General features: G+C 64.0%; 13 protein-coding genes. 7 read left to right on the forward strand and 6 right to left on the reverse strand.

The window, feature by feature from the left end; translation table 11 throughout:
* The first annotated feature begins 138 nt into the window (after positions 1 to 138).
* Both ggt and R2834_22740 read left to right on the forward strand, forming a co-directional pair.
* Positions 139 to 1,839: a gamma-glutamyltransferase gene (ggt, locus tag R2834_22735; protein ID MEZ4703162.1), complete on the forward strand. Its 1,701-nt coding sequence runs from the start codon at positions 139 to 141 to the stop codon at positions 1,837 to 1,839.
* Positions 1,840 to 1,889: 50 nt separating this feature from the next.
* Positions 1,890 to 2,396, forward strand: a complete 507-nt coding sequence (locus tag R2834_22740) for a hypothetical protein (protein MEZ4703163.1) — start codon at positions 1,890 to 1,892, stop codon at positions 2,394 to 2,396.
* 92 nt (positions 2,397 to 2,488) lie between these two features.
* Here the strand turns inward: R2834_22740 and R2834_22745 are convergent, their stop codons facing one another.
* Positions 2,489 to 4,831: a glutamine--tRNA ligase/YqeY domain fusion protein gene (locus R2834_22745; protein MEZ4703164.1), complete on the reverse strand. Its 2,343-nt coding sequence runs from the start codon at positions 4,829 to 4,831 to the stop codon at positions 2,489 to 2,491.
* Positions 4,832 to 4,876: 45 nt separating this feature from the next.
* Positions 4,877 to 5,164, reverse strand: a complete 288-nt coding sequence (locus tag R2834_22750) for a hypothetical protein (protein ID MEZ4703165.1) — start codon at positions 5,162 to 5,164, stop codon at positions 4,877 to 4,879.
* Positions 5,165 to 5,616: 452 nt separating this feature from the next.
* Between R2834_22750 and R2834_22755 the strand changes: the two genes are divergently transcribed.
* Positions 5,617 to 5,985, forward strand: coding sequence for a hypothetical protein (locus R2834_22755; protein ID MEZ4703166.1), 369 nt, complete (start codon positions 5,617 to 5,619; stop codon positions 5,983 to 5,985).
* Positions 5,986 to 6,218: 233 nt separating this feature from the next.
* A complete protein-coding gene (locus tag R2834_22760) occupies positions 6,219 to 7,595 on the forward strand; it encodes a T9SS type A sorting domain-containing protein (protein ID MEZ4703167.1) in 1,377 nt (458 codons plus the stop codon).
* A gap of 82 nt (positions 7,596 to 7,677) precedes the next feature.
* Here the strand turns inward: R2834_22760 and R2834_22765 are convergent, their stop codons facing one another.
* From R2834_22765 to porQ, 4 genes are all read right to left on the reverse strand, one after another.
* On the reverse strand, positions 7,678 to 9,315 hold the full coding sequence (locus R2834_22765) for a DUF1501 domain-containing protein (GenBank protein MEZ4703168.1): 1,638 nt from the start codon (positions 9,313 to 9,315) through the stop codon (positions 7,678 to 7,680).
* 42 nt (positions 9,316 to 9,357) lie between these two features.
* On the reverse strand, positions 9,358 to 11,040 hold the full coding sequence (locus R2834_22770; protein MEZ4703169.1) for a DUF1800 domain-containing protein: 1,683 nt from the start codon (positions 11,038 to 11,040) through the stop codon (positions 9,358 to 9,360).
* A gap of 121 nt (positions 11,041 to 11,161) precedes the next feature.
* The gene (locus R2834_22775; GenBank protein ID MEZ4703170.1) at positions 11,162 to 11,632 is read right to left on the reverse strand and encodes a hypothetical protein; all 471 of its coding nucleotides are present in this window, start codon (positions 11,630 to 11,632) and stop codon (positions 11,162 to 11,164) included.
* 88 nt (positions 11,633 to 11,720) lie between these two features.
* Positions 11,721 to 12,710 carry a type IX secretion system protein PorQ gene (gene porQ, locus R2834_22780; protein ID MEZ4703171.1) on the reverse strand — a complete coding sequence of 330 codons (990 nt, stop codon included), beginning with the start codon at positions 12,708 to 12,710 and terminating at the stop codon, positions 11,721 to 11,723.
* Positions 12,711 to 13,013: 303 nt separating this feature from the next.
* On the opposite strand from porQ, the gene R2834_22785 reads away from it, so the two are divergent.
* The 3 genes from R2834_22785 to recN all read left to right on the forward strand — a co-directional run bounded on the left by R2834_22785 (position 13,014) and on the right by recN (position 19,356).
* The gene (locus R2834_22785; GenBank protein ID MEZ4703172.1) at positions 13,014 to 13,577 is read left to right on the forward strand and encodes a YceI family protein; all 564 of its coding nucleotides are present in this window, start codon (positions 13,014 to 13,016) and stop codon (positions 13,575 to 13,577) included.
* A gap of 414 nt (positions 13,578 to 13,991) precedes the next feature.
* Entirely contained in the window at positions 13,992 to 17,396 is a 3,405-nt protein-coding gene (gene secA, locus R2834_22790) for a preprotein translocase subunit SecA (protein MEZ4703173.1), read from the forward strand.
* Between the two features lie 256 nt (positions 17,397 to 17,652).
* Positions 17,653 to 19,356 (forward strand): DNA repair protein RecN, encoded by a 1,704-nt coding sequence (gene recN / locus R2834_22795; GenBank protein MEZ4703174.1) that lies wholly within the window; start codon positions 17,653 to 17,655, stop codon positions 19,354 to 19,356.
* Positions 19,357 to 19,517 lie beyond the last annotated feature (161 nt).

A 19,517-nucleotide genomic window follows, 5' to 3' on the forward strand; every position in this document is an offset into this window, starting at 1 on the left:
AAAGGACGCCCTGCTATTTTTGTTAACACGCCTGATCCCCCATCCCCCATCCCACACGAATTGAGGCGGGACCTGGAGACGAAGTGTGATGGATTGCGTACATTGCGGCCGGCAATCAACCAGTCCTTTCGTGCCGTGATGAAAATTCGCCTTCTATCGTTCGTTCTGGCCCTGCTATGGGTCGTTCCGACCTCTGTGACCGCGCAAACGGGGCGCACGCCGGCGCCGGCGCGCAAGGGCATGGTCACCAGCAGCCATTACCTCGCCTCCGAGGTGGGGAATGAAATCCTCCAACAGGGAGGCAACGCCATCGACGCGGCCGTCGCCACCGCCTTCGCGCTGTCCGTCACGCTGCCGTCGGCCGGCAACATCGGCGGCGGCGGTTTCATCGTCTACCACGGCGCGGACGGCACGACCACCTCCTTCAACTTCCGGGAGAAAGCGCCCGCTGCGGCCACCGAGACCATGTATCTCGATAGCCGGGGAAATATCCGTAACAACAGCAACCACGAAGGAGCCCTGGCGATCGGGGTGCCGGGCACGGTCGCCGGGCTGGAGATGGCCCACAAGCGGCTCGGTTCGATGCCGTGGCGGCAACTCGTGGAGCCGGCGGTACGGCTCGCGGAAGACGGCTTCCCCTCGACGTGGGCGATGCAGGGCTTCCTGAAGGGCCTGCAGAAACGGCCCGACCTGTACCCGTCCACCACCCGAGCCTTCCTCAAACCGGGCAACCAGCTCTACGAACCGGGCGAAACCTTCAAACAGCCCAACCTGGCCGAAAGCCTCAAACGCATCCGCGACCAGGGTCGCGACGGTTTCTACAAGGGCAAGACGGCCAGACTGATCGCCGACTTCATGCGCGCCAACGACGGGCTCATCACGGAAGCCGACCTCGCCGCGTACCAGGCTGTCGAACAGCCGCTCATCCACGGCACCTACCGCGGTTATGACGTGTATGCGATGGCGCCCCCGAGCTCGGGCGGCGTCGCGATCGTCGAAATGCTCAATATCCTCGAGGGATACGACCTCAAGGCCATGGGCCATAACTCGGCGCAATACCTGCATGTGCTCACGGAAGCGATGCGGCGCGCCTACGCCGACCGGGCCCGGTACATCGGCGACCCCGCGTTTAACCCCGACATGCCCATCGACCGCCTGACCTCGAAGGCCTACGCCGACGAACTGCGCCAATCGATCAGCCTGACGACCGCTTCCGTCAGCGACCCCGACCTGTTCAACGAGGCCTACGAGAGCGAAGAAACCACCCACGTATCCATCGTCGACGCCGCCGGCAACGCGGTGTCGCTGACCTACACGCTCGAATACAGCTATGGGTCGTCGATGGTGGTCGACGGCGCCGGCTTTTTGCTGAACAACGAAATGGGCGACTTCAACCCCGTGCCGGGCAAGACGACCGCGACCGGTCAGATCGGCACTCCGCCCAACCTCGTCGCGCCCGGCAAACGTATGCTCTCCAGCATGACGCCGACCATCGTGGCGAAAGACGGCAAACCCGTCCTCGTCATCGGGACGCCCGGAGGGCGGACCATCATCAACACCGTGCTCCAGGTCGTCCTGAACGTCATCGACCACGGCATGGACGTCGGGCAGGCGATCGAGGCCTCACGCATCCACCATCAGTGGCTGCCGGACGAGACGATCTTCGAACGCTGGGGCATCTCCCCGGACACGCGCGCGCTCTACGAAGCTATGGGGCACTCCGTGGTGGAGCGTTCGGACATGGGCCGCGTCATGGGCGTGTACATCGACTACAAGGAGGAAATGATCTACGGCGCCGCCGACTCCCGCTCCTTCGACGGGCGTGCCGTGGGGCACTGACGGCAACCTGCGGGAGGTTTGTGGATCTCTAAGAGAAAACCGACACGATCATGCCGCACCTACGAACACTCCTCATCGCTTTGCTCCTCCTGATCACGGCCCAGTGCGCCCAGGCCCAGCCGGCCGTCGAACGGGCACGCCAGACCTTGCAGGACATCCAGGGCTTCTACCTCACGGTCGACGTCGAAGGCACACGTGGCCTGACCCAGGAGCCGCTGCTGGACGTCGCCACGATCCGGCGCCGCGTCGCGGAGCGCCTGACGGCTGCCGGCCTCCACATCATCGAGGCGACCGAGATGGTAGAGGGCGAGCGCGTCCCCAACCTCTACGTGCACATCAACATGCTGGACGCCGGCGAGGGCATCGTCCCCTTCGCCGTCAACACGCAGTTTTTCCAGCAGGTGCAGCTCGCTGAGCAGCGCATCGCTGCCGTCGCCTCGACCTGGGATACCGGACTCGTTGGCGTCGTTTCGTACGACACACTCGAACTGATCGGCGACACGGCCGTGACCTCCGTCACGAACTTCATCGACGACTATATCGCCGTGAATCGGTAGCCCTCGGGTCACGGTGGCTGATCAATGGTCGAAGTTCAAGGTACGAGGAAAGGGGATCTCCTTGATCCTTGAACTTCAAACCTCGAACCGTTTCACCCGAGATGTTCGGCGAGGAGGTCTTTGACCACCTGCGGATTCGCCTGGCCTTTCGTCTCTTTCATCACTTCGCCGACAAAGAAGCCGATCAGACCGGTCTTGCCGTCCTTATACTGGGCGACTTTGTCCGGAAAGCGATCCATCAGCGAGGTAACGATGGGTGCGAGGGCGCCGGAATCGCTGACCTGGCGCAGACCGCGTGTCTCGACGATTTCGCCGGCGCGTTTACCCGTCGCCACCATGTCGCCGAAGACATCTTTCGCGATACGCGTCGACAGCGTGCCATCCTCGATCAGATCGATCAATTCACCGATGGCCCCGGCAGCCGGTGCGGCATCCGACCAGGACTTTCCGGCCAGCGCGCCGGGTAGCACGTGCACGACCCACGCCGCCACCGCTTTCGGCGCGTGCCCGAGCGCCAGCGTGGCCTCGAAGAGCCCGGCCAGATCGGAGTCCGCTACGAGCGCCTCCGCTTCCGACAGGTCGAGGCCCAGTTCGTCGATGTATCGATGCAGCGCCGTCGTCGCCTCGGCGTTCAGATTCTGGGTGACGTCGGCGCGCGTCCGCGCCGCCACGACTTCGGCGGGCGCTTTCTTTTCAGCCGCCTTCCCTTCCGCAGCCGGCGTCTCTTTCTCGCTGATCTTGGCCCACGTATCGCGTAGCGTCACGATCCGGTTGAACACCAGCCGGCCCGCCGAGGTGTCCGGATCGACCACGAAATAGCCCTGCCGCTCGAACTGAAAGCGATCGGCCGGCTTCGCGCCGGCCAGGCCGGGCTCGACGAGCGCACCGGTCAGCACCACGCGCGAGGTGGGATTGAGGTTATCCAGAAACGTCTTGCCTTCGTCCCCTTCGGGGTCCGGCCTCGAGAACAGGCGATCGTACAGGCGCACCTCCGCCGGCACGGCCTGCGCGGCGGACACCCAGTGGATGGTCCCCTTCACCTTCCGGTTTTCCCCCGAACCGCCGCTCTTCGTATCCGGGTCGTAGGTGCAATGCACTTCGAGGATGTTGCCGGCTGCATCCTTGACCACGTCCGTGCAGCGGATGATGTAGGCGTACCGCAGCCGCACTTCGGAGCCCGGCGAAAGCCGGTGGAATTTGCGGGGCGGGTTCTCCATGAAATCCTCCCGCTCGATAAACAGCTCCCGCGAAAACGGCACCATCCGGGAGCCTTCCTTCGGCACGTCGTGCGGCCAGTACGAGGCCTCGTGCTCCTCTACCTTCCCCTCCGGGAAATTGGTGATCACGACTTTCAACGGATCGAGCACCGCCATCACACGGGGCGCCTTGTGGTTCAGGTCGTCCCGGATGCTGTATTCGAGGAGCGCGATGTCGTCTTCGCCGGTCGCCCGGGAGATGCCGATGCGGTCGCAAAAGGCCTGGATGGACTCCGCCGTGTAGCCGCGCCGGCGCAACCCGGCGATGGTCGGCATCCGGGGATCGTCCCACCCGTCGACATACCCTTCGTTCACCAGACGCAACAGCTTGCGTTTGCTGGTGACGGTGTAGTTCAGGTTGCGCCGGGCGAACTCGTGCTGCCGCGGACGCGGATCCCAGGCGATCGGCACGTTTTCGACGAGCCAGTCGTACAGCGGCCGGTGCACCTCGAATTCGAGCGTGCAGATCGAGTGCGTGACGCCTTCGATCGCGTCGGACAGCGGATGCGCGAAGTCGTAGAGCGGGTAGATGCACCAGGCGTCGCCCGTCCGGTAGTGATGCGCGTGTTTGATGCGGTAGAGCACCGGGTCGCGCAGGAGCATGTTCGGCGAGGCCATGTCGATCTTCGCGCGGAGCGTGTGCGCCCCATCCGGGAACGCGCCGGCGCGCATGCGCGCGAACAGGTCCAGGTTCTCCGCCACCGACCGGTCGCGATGCGGGCTGTTGGTGCCGGGTTCGTTGACCGTGCCGCGACGCGCGCGCATCTCTTCCTCGGTCAGGCTATCGACGTAGGCCTTGCCGGCCTCGATCAGCATCACCGCGAAGCCATAGAGCTGCTCGAAATAGTCCGATGCAAAAAAGAGTTTGTCCTTCCAGTCGAAGCCGAGCCAGTGCACATCGTTCTGGATCGACTCCACGTATTCGATCTCCTCGGTCTCGGGATTGGTGTCGTCGAAACGGAGGTGGCAGACGGCGCCGGGGTAATCCCGGGCGATGCCGAAGTTGAGACAGATCGAGCTGGCGTGGCCGATATGCAGATAGCCGTTCGGCTCCGGGGGGAAGCGCGTTACGACCCGGTCGCCGTTTTTCCCGGTGCGAAGGTCCTCGTTGATGATGCCACGGATAAAGTTCGTCGCGGGCGCTTTATCGTCGCCGGAGTTGGAAACGGGTACTGACACGTGATTGTAGGCCCGAAGAGGCGGTAAGAGTGAGTTGAGGCGTAATCAGTTGGAGAAGATGCGCATGGTTTGCTGGCCGCCGGCGTCTTCCATTTTTTCGACGTCGGTGTCCGCGAACCAGCCCTCGTCGGCCGGTTGCGGCTCGCCCATGTCGTCCGGACGCTGGTAGTCCTTGATTTGCGTGACCCAGATGAGATTTTTCTTGATGCCCGGCGCCACTTCTGTGTTGGGAGCGAAATCGCTCGCAACCCCTTCGATAGCGCCCAGCAACTGCCCCTGCTTATTGTACAGGTGCACACGTACGCGGTCGCCGAATTTGATCTTTCCTTCCATGATACAGTGTCGTACGGAATAGAGGTCGTACGGGATCAAGATGGAACGGTGCGATGCGCCTCGGGGGCGCTCTGTTATAGAGACGGTAGGACGTACCGTGCTGGCGTAGGATCCCTGAAAAGAAAGAGGTTGTAACGAAAAAAGACCTCCTTTTTTGATCTTTCCCACGCTTTTCATACTATCCCCGAAAGTCGGCGCCCTGACGGACGATTACCGGAGAGATGGAGGTTTCCATCACCGGTTTGTTGCCGCGCCCTGGCCGGCGCGTGCACCCGGCTTTCCACCACCGCCACACGCCGGCAGCCGCGAGGTCCAGACGCCGGCTCGCCACGTAAGTAGGGGGGATCCGTATAGGGGGATCGATCGTCCGCCCGTGTACTCCCCCTGACCGCGCGTCCGCGTTCCCGGGCGCCGTTCTTTTGCAGCAACCAACACCCATTACCCCCGCGATCATGATGTATTCGGCCATCCGATCCCTGATGCTGGTCGGCGCCCTCACGCTCACCACCCTGGCGCCTTCGTTGTTCGCCGAGCGTGTAGAAGGCGCCTGGCACATGCAAGTTCTTCTCGACGCGAGCAGCGGCTCCGCCTATCTTCAACTGGAGCAGCACGGAGAGGCGCTCGAAGGCACCTACCAGGGCCTCCTCGGAAGCGCTTCCGTCAAGGGGAGCGTCCGCGTCAATGAGTTCACCTTCCAGGTGACGAGCGCCGGCCAGACGATCACCTACTCCGGCACCGTCGAGGACGGCAACATGCGGGGACGGTGCGACTATGCCGGCGCGACGACCTGCACGTTTCGCGGGATTCGCTCGGAATCCTGAGCCGATCTATCCTCTTTCTGCAGGCATTTCCGTGAAAACTGCGTCCATGCAGGGGATATGAAGCGCATGCGAATGCGCCGCCAGCGCATGTCGAACGATACATAACAGCCAGCTCGAGCGAAAGAAAGATCCCTACGTTGGATGGAGCGTGCAGCCCAACACTCTCCATCCACTACCTGGGGTATTTCTAGATGAAACCAAACATCAGTCGCAAGCAAAACCTGCGTGGCTGCATGCTGACCCTGATCGCCCTGCTGGCGTTCGGCTCGGCACAGGCCCAGCAAACCATCGACTTCGAGGGCCTCGTCAAAGGCCAGGTCGTCGGCAGTGTGTTCGCGGACGGCGGCTACGGTCCGGTGACCGTCGTCGGCTCCAACCTCCAGAACAGCCCGGCCGTCAACTCGGCGGTCATTTTCGACTCCAACTGTGTCGGAGGCTGCTCGGGCGGCGACCGTGACCTCGGATCGCCCAACACGGCGTTCGGCGGCCCGGGCCTCGGCATCGGCGGCGGCCCCGGCGCGTACCAGAACGATACGGCGCTCGGCAACATCCTCATCGTGCATGAGCGCCCGAGCGAAATCGTCGAGATCCAGCCCGGCCTGCCCGGCGTGACCAATCCCGATGACGAGACGTCGGCCACGACGATCACGATCGAGTTTCCCGAAGCGGTGACGCTCTTCAAGTTCACGATCATCGACCGCGAGAGCAACGAGTCCCAGAACATCGAACTGCTCGGCGAGGGCGGGGTGATGCTCGGCATGTACTCTTCGCCGGCTACCGGCGACAACGGCGTCGCCACGCTGTACACCGACGCCGGGGCTCCGGGAACGGGTACGGCCGGCGTCGTCAAGCTCGTCATGACCCATAAAGGATCCGGCGGTCTGGACAACCTCGTGTTCCTCCCGCCGCCTCCCCCGCCGCCCGGCGGTGGGTGCTCGTTCACCCTGGGCTACTGGAAGACGCACGAAGAAGCGTGGCCCGTCGACCAGCTGACGCTCGGCAACACCGTCTACGCGAAGAGCGCGCTGCTCGGCATCCTCAACGCCTCGCCGAAGGGTGACAAGACGATCATCCTCGCGCACCAGTTGATCGCGGCCAAACTGAACGTCGCCAACAGCGCCGACGACACCGACATCGCCTCCACCATCACGGCGGCCGACGCCTGGCTCATAGCCAACGGCCCGATCGGCAACGGCATCAAGAACTGGAACGGCGGCGAGCCGCTCTCGAGCACGCTCGATGACTACAACAACGGCCTGATTGGCCCGGGCCATTGCGGCGATACGACCAGCGCCTCGTTTGGCGCCGCGACCGACGCGCCGCTCTTCGTCGCCTCCGAAGCGCCCACGAGCTTCGGCCTCGAAGGCAACTACCCGAACCCGTTCAACCCGACCACGACCATCACCTTTGCGGTGAAGGAAGCCGCGCACGTTCGCCTCTCGGTGTACGACATGCTGGGTCGTGAAGTCCAGGTGCTCGTGGACCGCGTCCTCGAAGCCGGCCGTTACGATGCCGGATTCGACGCCGGCAACCTGCCGAGCGGCACCTACCTGTATCGGCTGAGCACGCCGGCCGGTACGTTCACGCAGACGATGGTGCTCTCGAAGTAAACCGTCCTGCGGTGAAGGAACGTAAAAAGGCGAGGTCGGCTTGACGCCGGCCTCGCCTTTTATGTTGTGGGTCAAACCTGTATCAGCGAACGAGGGCCATCTGCCGGGTCTCGACGCCGGCCGCCGTTTCCAACTGGTAGAGGTACATCCCGCTCGGCAACCGCCCCGCATCGAACGCGATGCGATGCGCCCCCGCCGGCATCGGGCCATCCACCAGCGTCTGCACCCGCCGGCCGCGCACGTCATAAACCGTCAACCGCACGGCCTCCGCGCGCTCCAGCGCAAATCCGATGGTGGTTTGCGGATTGAAGGGATTCGGGTAGTTCTGCTCCAGCCGGAACGACGCGGGCAGCGGTCCGCGTTCGACGGCCACGGGGCTCGCCGGGTCGGCGATGAGCGCGAGCGGCTCGTAGGCGTGACCGAAGAGGACATCCCCCACGACCCACGGATCGAGGCCGAACCAGTCCTGCAGCAGCGTGGCGTAGACGGTCCGGAAGTCGTGCTCGTAGACGAGGTTGCCGGCGCTGTCGAGGTTGACCAGATCGGGCGCGTTGCCGAACAGCCCGCCGTTGACGCCGTTGCCGGCGATGAACAGCGGCGCCGCCGTGCCGTGGTCGGTGCCGCCCGACCCGTTCTGTCCCACCCGGCGGCCGAACTCGGAGAACGTCATGGCCAGCACACGCTCTTCCATGCCGGCGGCCGCGATATCCTGCAAAAAGGCGTCGACGCTCGTGGCCAGGGCGCTGAGCAGCTGGGCGTGCTGCCCCGGCTGATCCGCATGGGTGTCGAAGCCGCCGATCGAGACGTGGTATACCCGGGCGCCGAGATTCCCCTTGATGAGCCGGGCGACGATCGAGAGGTTGTTGGCGAGCCCGTTCCGGGGATACTCGATGTCGTTTACGCCGGCCGCCGAGGCGCTCTGTACCGCGCTGGCGTACACGAACGAGTCGTTCGCGACCGTGCGCACATAGGCCATCTCGGCGCCGTAGCGGGTCGGCGGAAGCCCCGTCGTTTCGTACAGCTTGCCATCCTCCGCCAGCCGGTCGAAAAAGTCGGGACTCACCAGCGACATCCCCATATTGCCCGCCGGCCCCTGGAACATCAGCGACGAAAGTCCCCCGATCTGCACCGCCAGGGGGTAGTCGGTCGGCGTCTCGTCGAAACCGGGAAACTCGCGGTCGAGGTAGCGCCCTACCCAGCCGGTGGGCGCGATCGTATCGGCGCCGGTGGCCGACATCCAGATGTCGGTCGACCTGAAATGCGAGAGGTTCGGCGAGGGATACCCCACATTCTGCACGATGGCGAACCGACCGTCGACATAGTAGGGTTCGAAGGCGGCCAGCGACGGGTGCAGCCCCATATCCTGCCCCACGGCCAGGGCTTGCGCCGACGCTTTGGCGATGGCGATGCCGGGTCGCTCGCGATAATAGATGTCGTTTTCGTAGGGCACGACGGTGTTCAGTCCGTCGTTCCCCCCCGAGAGCTGGATGAGTACGAGGACGCGGTCGGTCTCGGCCGCGCGCAGCTGCGCCAGCAGCGGCGAGGTCCCGAAGGCGCGGACCGGCGTGCCGGCCAGCATGAAGGCCCCGCCGACGGCGGCGCCCAGCCCGGTGAGAAAATCGCGGCGGGACCACGCGGCATGATCGCGGGAATGCGCCTCGCCGTGTTCGAGCGCGCTGCCGGGTGGCGGCGCAGTACGGGTAGCATGATGATCGCACATAGGATTCGGACAGGATAGGCTGGAAGGGAGGCGATCGAAGCGTCAGGTGAGGTGAAATTCCGGGAACTGGCTCAGGAAGCGGATGAAAAACAGGATCGTCCACGGCGCGAGGTCTTCCTCGAGGTTCCATTCGTACCAGGGCACGCCGGCCAGAAAGATCTTGGCGAGATCCTGCCGGTAGGCCGGCCCGTCGAGCACCTCCTGCGGGATGGGGTTGTTGACCAGATCGCCGCTGAAGGCCTCGGTGACGGAGCCGATATCGAGCCGGTCGACCGGCACGTTCATGAAATGCTCTGCCAGGGCCACGGGCAGGGTGAAGGCAACGAGCGGGTCCGACGCCTCGGGGAGTTGCGCAGCCATCGCGAGGATGTCGAGCGGTTGCTGACCGTTATCGCCGAAAAGCAGGAAATCGGTCATCAGCCACCGGATGGGGAGCGAGGTGGTGTTGAGCCACGCGCGATAGCCCGGCCAGCCGGCGACGTTCGGCGGATTGAGCACCTGCTGCTCGATAAAGCCGGCGAATAACCGCAGCAGGGTCACCCGCTCGGCGTCGGGCACGAGATCGACATTGCCGTACATGCCGATGAGCATGTCGAGCGGACTCGACAGCTGCGCGCCGATCACCTCCTCGTCGAAAAAGTGCGCGCTGCCGAGCAGAGCCCGCATCACCGGCTCGATTGCAAAGTCGCTCGCGAGCATCACGCCGGCCATCTGCTGCACGAGATCGGGATCCGGAACGGCGTGGACGAACGCCTTGTAGAGCTTCGCGCACGCAAAGTAGGCCACCTGCTCGGCGCGTTCCTCGAAGAGGATATCCACCACATCGTCGTATCCGAAATTTCCGGTCCGTCCGAAAATCGTCTTTTCGCCCCGGTCGTGCAGGTTATTGAGAAAGACGGGCACGTTATCGATGTAGTCGACGATCCATCCGGTGAGCGCCCGGGCGATCTCGACGATGTCGTCCTGCGTATAGTTGTCGTTCCCGTCGCGATCCCGGGGCCCCATGGTAAACAGTTCGAGGAGCTCGCGCGCATAGTTTTCGTTCGGCGCCCCGACGCGGTTGTCGTCGCCGTTCAGGTAGGCGAGCATGGAGAGATCGGTCCCGACCGCGCGGACGAACGCCTTGAAGTCGCCCAGCGCATGCTCGCGCAGCATCGCGAGATACCGGTACGCGTGGGTGGCGAGGAAATAGTCGTCGACCTGCGTCACGAAATGGTTGTGCCACACGAGCACCATCCGCTCCCGAAACCCGACGGTCCGGAAGAGGGTCATCCAGCCGTTCGTCAATTCATCGAGCCAGACGATGTTGCTCTCGATAAAGGCGTCGATGATTTCCTGCGGACCGCCCAGGTCGGGAATGGGCTCATCGACCCAGGCCGGCGGTTCGGGGAAGGGCACGCCTTCACGGTCCAGCGCCTCATCCAGGATACGGCCGGCCGCCTCCGCCGCCGTCAGGCCGGTCAGCGCCTGGATTTGCGCCGGCGAGGCGCCGAAGCCGGTCCGGCGGAGCAGATGGGCGGCGCGCTTCCGATCGAGCGGCGCGCCATAGGGTTCGAGGCCGGCCTGCACGTGCAGCGCCACGTCCTCGGTCGGTGCCGCCGGTGTCGGCTGTTTCGCGGCCGGCGGGATGCGCTTGAAAAATGCCGGCAACGGGGGTGCGGGGGGACGCGGCAGGTCGCGGGCGCGTTCGACGAGCGCCCTGACCGGATCGACAGATACGTCCATAGCGAGATGCGTGGTGTGTGAATGTGGGCTACCCTCCTACATGCGCAAGTCCCCTACCAAAGTGCCCAAACGAAACATGCTGAAAAGACCGCTTTCGGTAACGATGATGTGACGGCACCGATCAGTCCAACACCTCGATGGCCAGGGTGAGCGTGATGGGCGCACGCTCGGGCTGGTCGTAGACGGGGTACGGATCGAGGCGGATCAGCCGGATGCGGTAGCCCAGCGGATCGACGTCGTAGTTCGTGGTATCGCCGCCGGCGAGGAAACCGCGGATACGAAATGGCGGCACCTCGTGCTGGGGCGCGCCGGCTTTCAGTTCGACTTCCGCCTCGCCCTCCCAGAAGCACTCGACGTTTTCGGGGCACCGGGCCTCCAGCGTTCGCTCGACGAACTCCACCCAGAAATCCGAACCCCGCAGCCGGACGGTCTGGCCTTCCGACAGGGATACCGGCTCGCCCTCGGACACCCGGCGGTCGGCCCCGTCGGGTTCGGCGCCGAACGAGGCGCATCCGGCAAGCAGCCCGCCCGAAAACAGCAGCGCGAGGATCAGCGGGGCGGCAAGGCGTCGGATGGCGGGGTCGTGATTCATGGTAGACGGCGGTCAGGTTAGGCAGGCCGATATGGCGATGCAGCCATTGGACCGGCGCGAGGCCGTTTCTATTCCCGGTGCGCCGCGGTCAGATCACCGTGCGCAGCGTAAGCAGGTGCATCCCGCCGAAGGATGACCAGGAACTGTACGCATAGTCAAAACGGAGCCGCGACACCTTGATGCCGGCTCCGAAGCCGAAGCCGGCGAAATCGAGCCGGCTCTTGATCTTGAGCGCCTCGTGCCGGCGATGGTTATAGCCGACGCGCAGGTTGAACCCTTCGCTGAACTGAAATTCGCCGCCGAGGGCGACATGGTTCATGACCTGCCCGAAGGTGCTCGCCTCGTCGGCGGCGGTATCGACATCGTGCAGATCGTAGGCCGTGACGGATAACAATAACGGGAGATAACGCAGTCTCCGCGTAAACGCGACGCGCAGATCGAGCGGCAGCTCGTCGTCCACCGACCCCAGCGCGTTGAGCGTGATGCCCAGGTTATTGACCGACGCGCTGGCGGTGAAGGCGCCATCTAGGGAGTGGTATAACACGCCGATGTCCGCCGCCAGCGCGGAGGCGTTGTAGGCGGCCACCCGCGAGAACATGCTGTGCAGGTTGACGCCCACGAGCAGGTGCTCGTCGTAGCGGTGCGCCAGCCCGACCGTCAGCGCGAGATCCGAGGCGCGAAAAGAACCCAGGTCTTCGCCGGCGGCATCCCGTTCGGTGAGGTCGCCCCAGCCCAGGAAGCGGACGCCCACGCCGGCCTGGCCGAGCCCGCCCAGCTCGAACCCGTAGGCCGCCATGCCGGCCCGCACATCCCCCACGTGATTCAGAAAGGAGACCGATAGCTGCCGATCGACGCCCTCGTTCAGCAGGGCCGGGTTGTAGAACATCCCGTTGATGTCGTCTCCGTACACCGCCGCGTAGGAGCCGCCCAGCGCCGCGGCGCGTGCCGACGGCTCGATCCGCAGAAAGGAAAACCCGCTCTGCTGGCTCTGCGCCGCGGCCGGCAGCGCCGCCAGGGCGAGGGACGCCGTCACGAGCGCGACCCCGGTCAACCGGCGGAACTGCCGTAGGTAGGCCATTTTTTGAGGCATGCGATCGGCGTTACGATAGTGAGAATCCAGACGGGCTTTTTTTCTACAACGTCCGGCCGGCAGGGATCCTGCATGGAATGAGAACGCACCCTGCGGCGTCTCCATGGAAGTCGACCCCCGGTTTTTTCGATGTAAAAAGATAACCGTAACAAAAAACTGTAGTGGGAAACCAAAACCCGAATCGGCGTTAAACCACACACAATACGGTTGTTTACCGTCCAATTCGCCCCATATCCACTCAATTACGACACGAAAAATATGTTGAAACACATACGTCTAGCACTTTTCGTCATGCTGGTCCCGATGGCCGGCTTTGTGGCCTACAACCAGGTTGCCACGACGTACACGGCCGACAAGGCCCATTCGGATATCGGCTTCAAGGTGCGTCACCTCGGCATCAGCAACGTCAAGGGTGAATTCACCGACTACACGGCCAGCGTGACGATGGACGGCGAAGACCTGAACACGATCCAGGCCGAAGCGACCGTCCAGGTGGGCAGCATCAGCACCGGCATCGATCGCCGCGACAACCACCTCAAGTCGGACGACTTTTTCAACGCCGAGCAGTTCCCCACGCTGACGTTCAAGAGCAAGGGCGTCCGCAACATCAAGGGGGACTCGTTCGAGCTGGTTGGCGATCTCACGATCCGTGACGTGACGAAGGAAGTGGTCCTCGAGGCCGAATTCCTCGGCGCCGGCCAGATGATGGAGACCAAGAAGGTCGGCTTCGAAGCCCAGACCGTCATCAACCGGTTCGACTACAACCTGAAGTGGGACAACCTCACCGAAGCCGGCGGCTTCGTGGTGGGCGAGGAGGTGACGATCCTGCTCGAGCTGGAGCTGGACGCCAAGTAAGGGCCGGATGGCCGGCACCCCGTACCCGGGGAGGGCTGCCGCTGCGTCGAACGACGCCGGCAGCCCTTTTTTTGTGCGGTTTACCTTCGCGCACATGAAATCAGGCGGCGGAGCCCGGTTCTGAACGGATCAACTGCCTACCCGAGCGCGTTCGGGAGAAGCCGGCGTGAGCAGCCTGCGCGGGGCGCCTGGGAGGGTTTTTGCCTGATCCCCGGCGGCACCGCGTTTCCTCATGGCGGCCCCGGACGACCGGACGACGGAATGGATTGCTTTTTGACACGTCCGCCACGTCCCGATTTTATGCATCCATAAGGGCTCCCACCGTCTGTTTTCTGACGCTCTGGCGCGGCCGGCTGTCGTTTCGGCCGACACCCTGACAGAATGGGAGGTCCTGCCCCACGGCACGACTGAAACATGATCAAGTTAATCCAGAAGCTTTTCGGCGGCGATTCGAACGAGCGCGAACTCAAAAAGGTGTGGCCGCTCGTAGCCGAGATCAACACGTGGTACGAGCGCTTCAAGACGCTCAGCGACGAGGAGATCAAAGCCAAGACCGGCGAATTCAAGGCGCGCATCAAGGAAGCGGTGGCCGACATCGAGACGCGGCGCGACGAGATCCGGCACGAACTGCGCACCGGCATGTCGGAAGAGTCCGTCAGCGGCGACGGCCAGCCGGCCGAGCTGTCGATGGAGGAAAGCACGCGCCTCGCCGAAGAGCTCGACGCGCTCGATCAGCAATGGCTGGACACGGTGGAAGACGTGCTGGACGATCTGCTCCCCGAGGCCTTCGCGGTGGTCAAATCCACCTGTGAGCGCATGCGCGGCCAGACGTGGCAGGCCGGCGGCTCGACGGTCGTGTGGGATATCGTGCCCTACGACGTCCAGCTCATCGGCGGCATCATCCTGCACCAGGGGCGCGTCGCCGAAATGAAGACGGGCGAGGGCAAGACGCTCGTCGCCGTGGCACCCGTTTACCTCAACGCCCTCGCCGGCCGCGGCGTGCATCTGGTCACCGTCAACCCCTACCTCGCCCAGCGCGACGAGGAGTGGATGGGACCGATCTTCCATTTCCTCGGGCTCACTACCGACGTCATCGACCGCCACGAGCCGCACACGGACGCCCGCCGCAAGGCCTACCTGGCCGACATCACGTACGGCACGAACAACGAATACGGCTTCGACTACCTCCGCGACCACTCGTTCGTCACCGACGCAGATAGCCTGGTGCAGCGGGAGCACTTCTTCGCGATCGTCGACGAAGTCGACTCCGTGCTCATCGACGAAGCGCGGACGCCGCTCATCATTTCCGGGCCCGTCCCGCAATCCAACGATACGCGCTTCGACGAGCTGAAGCCGTCCGTCGACCAGCTCGTGCGCGCCCAGCAGAAAGTCGTCGCCGGCTTCGTGGCCGACGCCGAGCGTCTCCTGGCGGAGCGCGACAAGGCGCACGCCGCGGGCGACAACAAAAAGGCGAATGAGGCGGAGACGGAGGCCGGCCTCGCGCTGCTGCGCGCCTCGCGCGGCTTCCGCAAGAACAACCGGCTCGTCAAACTGCTCAACGAACCGGGCGTCGAACAGCTGCGGCAGAAGACCGAGTTTTTCTATCTGCAGGAAAACGCGAAGAACATGCCGTTCGTCGACGAAGAGCTGTATTACGCGCTCGACGAAAAGCAGCATGCCATCGAGATGACGGAGAAGGGCCGGCAGTATATCGCCAAGGCCGCCAACCAGGACATCAACCTCTTTGTGTTGCCCGACATCGGCGAGGAAATCGCGCTGATGGAAAAGGCAAACGCCGAGCAGGTACGCGCCCTCGAGGAAGAGATCCGCAACCAGGACCAGCTGAGCGAAGAAAAGCGCGAGCACAAGTTGCAGAACGATCTTCGCGTGATCAACAACGAGCTGGTGGAGAAAAAGCGCACGCTCTATACGACATACAGCGAACGCGCCGAGCGGCTGCACGCCATCGAGCAGCTGCTGCGCGCCTACACCCTGTTCGAGAAGGACGTCAACTACATCGTCCAGGAAGACAAGGTGATGATCGTCGACGAGCATACCGGCCGCGTCTTGTCGGGCCGGCGGTATTCCGACGGACTGCACCAGGCCATCGAGGCCAAGGAGAACGTGAAGGTGCAGGCCGCGACCCAGACGTACGCGACCATCACCCTGCAGAACTACTTCCGCATGTACCACAAGCTGTCCGGCATGACCGGCACGGCCATCACGGAGGCGGAAGAGTTCTTCAAGATCTACAAGATCGACGTCGTCGTCATTCCGACGAACAGGCCGGTGATCCGAAAGGATCTGGACGACCTCGTCTTCAAGACGCGGCGCGAGAAGTTCAACGCGGTGATCGAGAAGATCGCCGAGTATCATGAGAAGGGGCAGCCCGTCCTCGTGGGCACGACGACCGTCGAGGTCTCGGAAACGCTGAGCCGCATGCTCAGCCGGAGCAAGATCAAGCACAACGTGCTCAACGCCCGGCGCGACCGCGCCCTGCAGGAGGCCCTCATCGTGGCGGAAGCCGGCGAGCGCGGCGCGGTAACGATCGCGACGAACATGGCCGGCCGCGGTACGGACATCAAGCTCGCCGCCGGCGTGCGCGAGCTCGGCGGCCTCGCCATCATCGGCACCGAGCGCCATGAAAGCCGGCGCATCGACCTCCAGCTGCGCGGCCGCTCGGGCCGGCAGGGCGACCCCGGCGAAAGCCAGTTCTACGTGTCGCTCGAAGACAACCTGATGAGCCTCTTCAAGAGCGACCGCGTGGCCCGCGTGATGGACCGGCTGAACCTCGAGGAAGGCGCCGTCATCACCCATCCGTGGGTGAACAAGAGCATCGAACGGGCCCAGAAGAAGGTCGAGCAAAATAACTTCGGCATCCGGAAGCGCCAGCTCGAATACGACGACGTGCTCAACTCGCAGCGCCAGGTCGTCTATACCCGCCGCATCAACGCCATCCATGGCGACTTCATGCGGGGCGACATCATGGAGATGCTGGACAAGCTCGTCCGCGATATCGTGTCCGCCCGCTACCCGGAAGGCGACCTCGCCGGCCTGCGCGACGAACTCCTCCGCGTGCTCGCGCTGGATTTTGACATCAACCAGGAGACCTTCGCGAAGCTCGGTGAAGACGGCGTCATCGACAAAGTGATGGAGGCGGCCACCGAATATTACAACCGCAAGCGCGAGGTGCTCGCGCGGCCGTTCGCGGAAAGCATGCAGCGGCTGATGGAGAGCGACGCCGAGCAGAAACCGGAGCGGATCTTCGTCGACTTCACCGACGGCCGGCGCGTGGTGCGCGTCACCGTCCGGGTGAGCGACGCCGTCGAGTCGCAGGGCCAGGCGATCAACAACGCCCTGGAACGCGTCGCGCTGCTCGTCTTCATCGACGAGCACTGGACCGAACACCTGCGCGGGCTTGACGAAGTGAAGGAAGGCATCGGGCTGCGCGCCTATGGCCAGCGCGACCCGCTGGTAGAATACAAGATCGAGGCGTTCCGGCTTTTCGCCGAGATGATGGACGTGATCAACCAGGAGGTCGTCTCGTTCGTCTTCCGATCGGGTCCGCTCGTGAACAACGCCGCGGCCCCGCGCCGCGCCACCCGCCCGGCGCAGCAGCGCCTCGACCCGCGCCGCGCCCAGTCCAGCCAGCCGAACACGTCGCCGTCCTACGGCATCGGCGGCAACGAAGGCAACACGGCCGCCGAGCGCGATCCGACCGCCGGCCCGCAGAGCGCCACCAGCGGCGACAAGGTCGGCCGCAACGACCCCTGTCCCTGCGGCAGCGGCAAAAAATACAAACACTGCCACGGCAAGTGACCGTAATCGCCGGCGCCACGTTACGCGAGCGCCGGCGATAACGTCTATTCAAACAGAGGGCTGTGGGTAGTTCAAGGTTTGAGGTTCGAGGTTCAAGGGTGCATACCTCGAACCTTGAACCTCAAACCTTGAACTATCCACACATATCTTTTACATAATCCACATTTGATGTAACTTCCCGCGCCCGGGCGTTCGGATCCCGACAGTAGCTCGCCTTTTCCAATCGGCCTTTTGCTTTGTTCGTATGCTCCGCTCCATGTACATACGCGACTACGCGTTGATCGAGGAACTCCAGGTCGAGTTCGACAGCGGTTTGAACATCATCACGGGGGAAACCGGTGCGGGCAAGTCGATCCTGCTCGGCGCATTAAAGATGATCCTCGGCGAGCGCGCGTCCACCGAGGTGATTCGGACGGATGCGAAGAAGGCGATCATCGAGGGGATTTTCGACAACACGGGGTCGCCGCGCATTCGCAAGCTGCTGGAAGAGAACGCGTTCGACCCCGCGGACCAGATCATCCTGCGACGTGAGATCTCCGCCTCGCAGAGCCGGGCCTTCGTCAACGACACGCCGGCGCCGCTCAACGTCGTCCGCGACATCGCCAGCCAGCTCATCGACCTCCACGGGCAGCACGAGCACCAGATGCTCCTGCGGACGGAGACGCACATCGACCTGCTCGACCAGTTCGCCGGCCTGGGCGACCTCGTATCCCGCTACCAGCGCCAGTACGGGGAGGTGGCCGGGCGCCACCGCGAGCTGGAGTCCCTCATCGCCCAGGAGCGCGACCTCCGGCAGCAGAAGGAACTCTACGAATTCCAGATTGGCGAAATCGACGCCGTGGCGCCCGAGGAAGGCGAAGAGGACGCGCTCGAAGGCGAAGAGCGCATCCTGGCCAACGCCGAGCGGCTCTACGAAGTGACCGCCCAGCTCTACGACCTCCTCTACGAAGCCGACGGCGCGGTAAACGACCATCTCGTGCGCGTGCGGAACGAGTTGCAGGACCTGACGCGCATCGACGCCGGCCTGGAAGAATCCGCCCGCGAAGCCGAAAGCGCCCAGATCGTCGTCGCCGAGCTGGCGCATTTTCTACAGGATTACAACGCGCGGATCGAGTTCAACCCCGAGCGCCTCGAGTTCATCCGTTCCCGGCTGGGCGACCTGGAGATGCTCAAGCGCCGGTACGGCGGCACGCTCGAGGCCGTCATCGCGCATCGCCGCGAGATCGGCGCCAAATACGAACTGGCGAGCAACTTCGAGCTGGCCATCGAGACGCTGCGTGCGAAGATCGCGGAGCAGCAGACGCAGCTTTCGGACATCGCGCGCCGGCTATCCAAAAAACGTCGCGAGGGCGCCGAGCGGGTCGAGAAGGCGATCCTGGCGGAACTGGCCCGGCTGGGGATGCCGCACAGCCGGTTCGAGGTGCGCTTCAGCCAGACGCCGGCGGCCGACGGATGGGTGACGGACGAGGCCGGCCAGCGCCTCCAGGCCTTTCCGGACGGCATGGACCAGGTCGAGTTCTTTATCTCCTCCAACCCGGGAGAAGCGCTCAAACCCCTCGCCCGCGTCGCCTCCGGCGGCGAGATCAGCCGCATCATGCTGGGGCTGAAAACCATCCTGGCCAAAAGCGAGCGACTGCCCATCCTCGTGTTCGACGAGATCGATGCCGGCATCTCCGGCACGATCGCCAACAAGGTGGGCGAAAGCATGCGCGACCTGGCGCAGTACCACCAGATCATCGCCATCACCCACCTGGCCCAGATCGCGGCGATGGGCGACGTGCACTTCCGCGTCGCCAAGCACATCGAGGACGGACGGACCCATACAACCATCTCGCGCCTGCCGGACACCGAACGCACCCGGCAGGTGGCCTCCCTTATCAGCGGCTCCGAAATTACCGAGGCCGCGCTCGAGTCCGCCCGCGAACTGATGGCCGCCGGCCGGCGCCCCGAACGCGTATAATCGCCCGTTCCGGCCGTTTTGCGGCCGTTCAAAAACCCGAAACAGCGGTGGCTTTCTGCACCGGATGGCCTTAATTTCAAGGCAGACCGCGAGGAAGCCGCGCCGTATGCTCATCGCAGCATCCGCAAAAAAGGCCGACTCGCGCCAATAAACGCGTGTGC

The sequence above is a fragment of the Rhodothermales bacterium genome (genome assembly GCA_041391505.1).
Classification (GTDB): Bacteria; Bacteroidota; Rhodothermia; order Rhodothermales; family JAHQVL01; genus JAWKNW01.

Bases quoted from the DNA above. Each gene is read 5' to 3' on its own strand.
- ggt (MEZ4703162.1), top strand. From the start codon at position 139: ATGAAAATTCGCCTTCTATCGTTCGTTCTGGCCCTGCTATGGGTCGTT.
- porQ (MEZ4703171.1), bottom strand. From the start codon at position 12,710: ATGGCCTACCTACGGCAGTTCCGCCGGTTGACCGGGGTCGCGCTCGTG.
- R2834_22740 (MEZ4703163.1), top strand. From the start codon at position 1,890: ATGCCGCACCTACGAACACTCCTCATCGCTTTGCTCCTCCTGATCACG.
- R2834_22760 (MEZ4703167.1), top strand. From the start codon at position 6,219: ATGCTGACCCTGATCGCCCTGCTGGCGTTCGGCTCGGCACAGGCCCAG.
- secA (MEZ4703173.1), top strand. From the start codon at position 13,992: ATGATCAAGTTAATCCAGAAGCTTTTCGGCGGCGATTCGAACGAGCGC.
- R2834_22785 (MEZ4703172.1), top strand. From the start codon at position 13,014: ATGCTGGTCCCGATGGCCGGCTTTGTGGCCTACAACCAGGTTGCCACG.
- R2834_22755 (MEZ4703166.1), top strand. From the start codon at position 5,617: ATGATGTATTCGGCCATCCGATCCCTGATGCTGGTCGGCGCCCTCACG.
- R2834_22750 (MEZ4703165.1), bottom strand. From the start codon at position 5,164: ATGGAAGGAAAGATCAAATTCGGCGACCGCGTACGTGTGCACCTGTAC.
- R2834_22775 (MEZ4703170.1), bottom strand. From the start codon at position 11,632: ATGAATCACGACCCCGCCATCCGACGCCTTGCCGCCCCGCTGATCCTC.
- recN (MEZ4703174.1), top strand. From the start codon at position 17,653: ATGTACATACGCGACTACGCGTTGATCGAGGAACTCCAGGTCGAGTTC.
- R2834_22765 (MEZ4703168.1), bottom strand. From the start codon at position 9,315: ATGTGCGATCATCATGCTACCCGTACTGCGCCGCCACCCGGCAGCGCG.
- R2834_22770 (MEZ4703169.1), bottom strand. From the start codon at position 11,040: ATGGACGTATCTGTCGATCCGGTCAGGGCGCTCGTCGAACGCGCCCGC.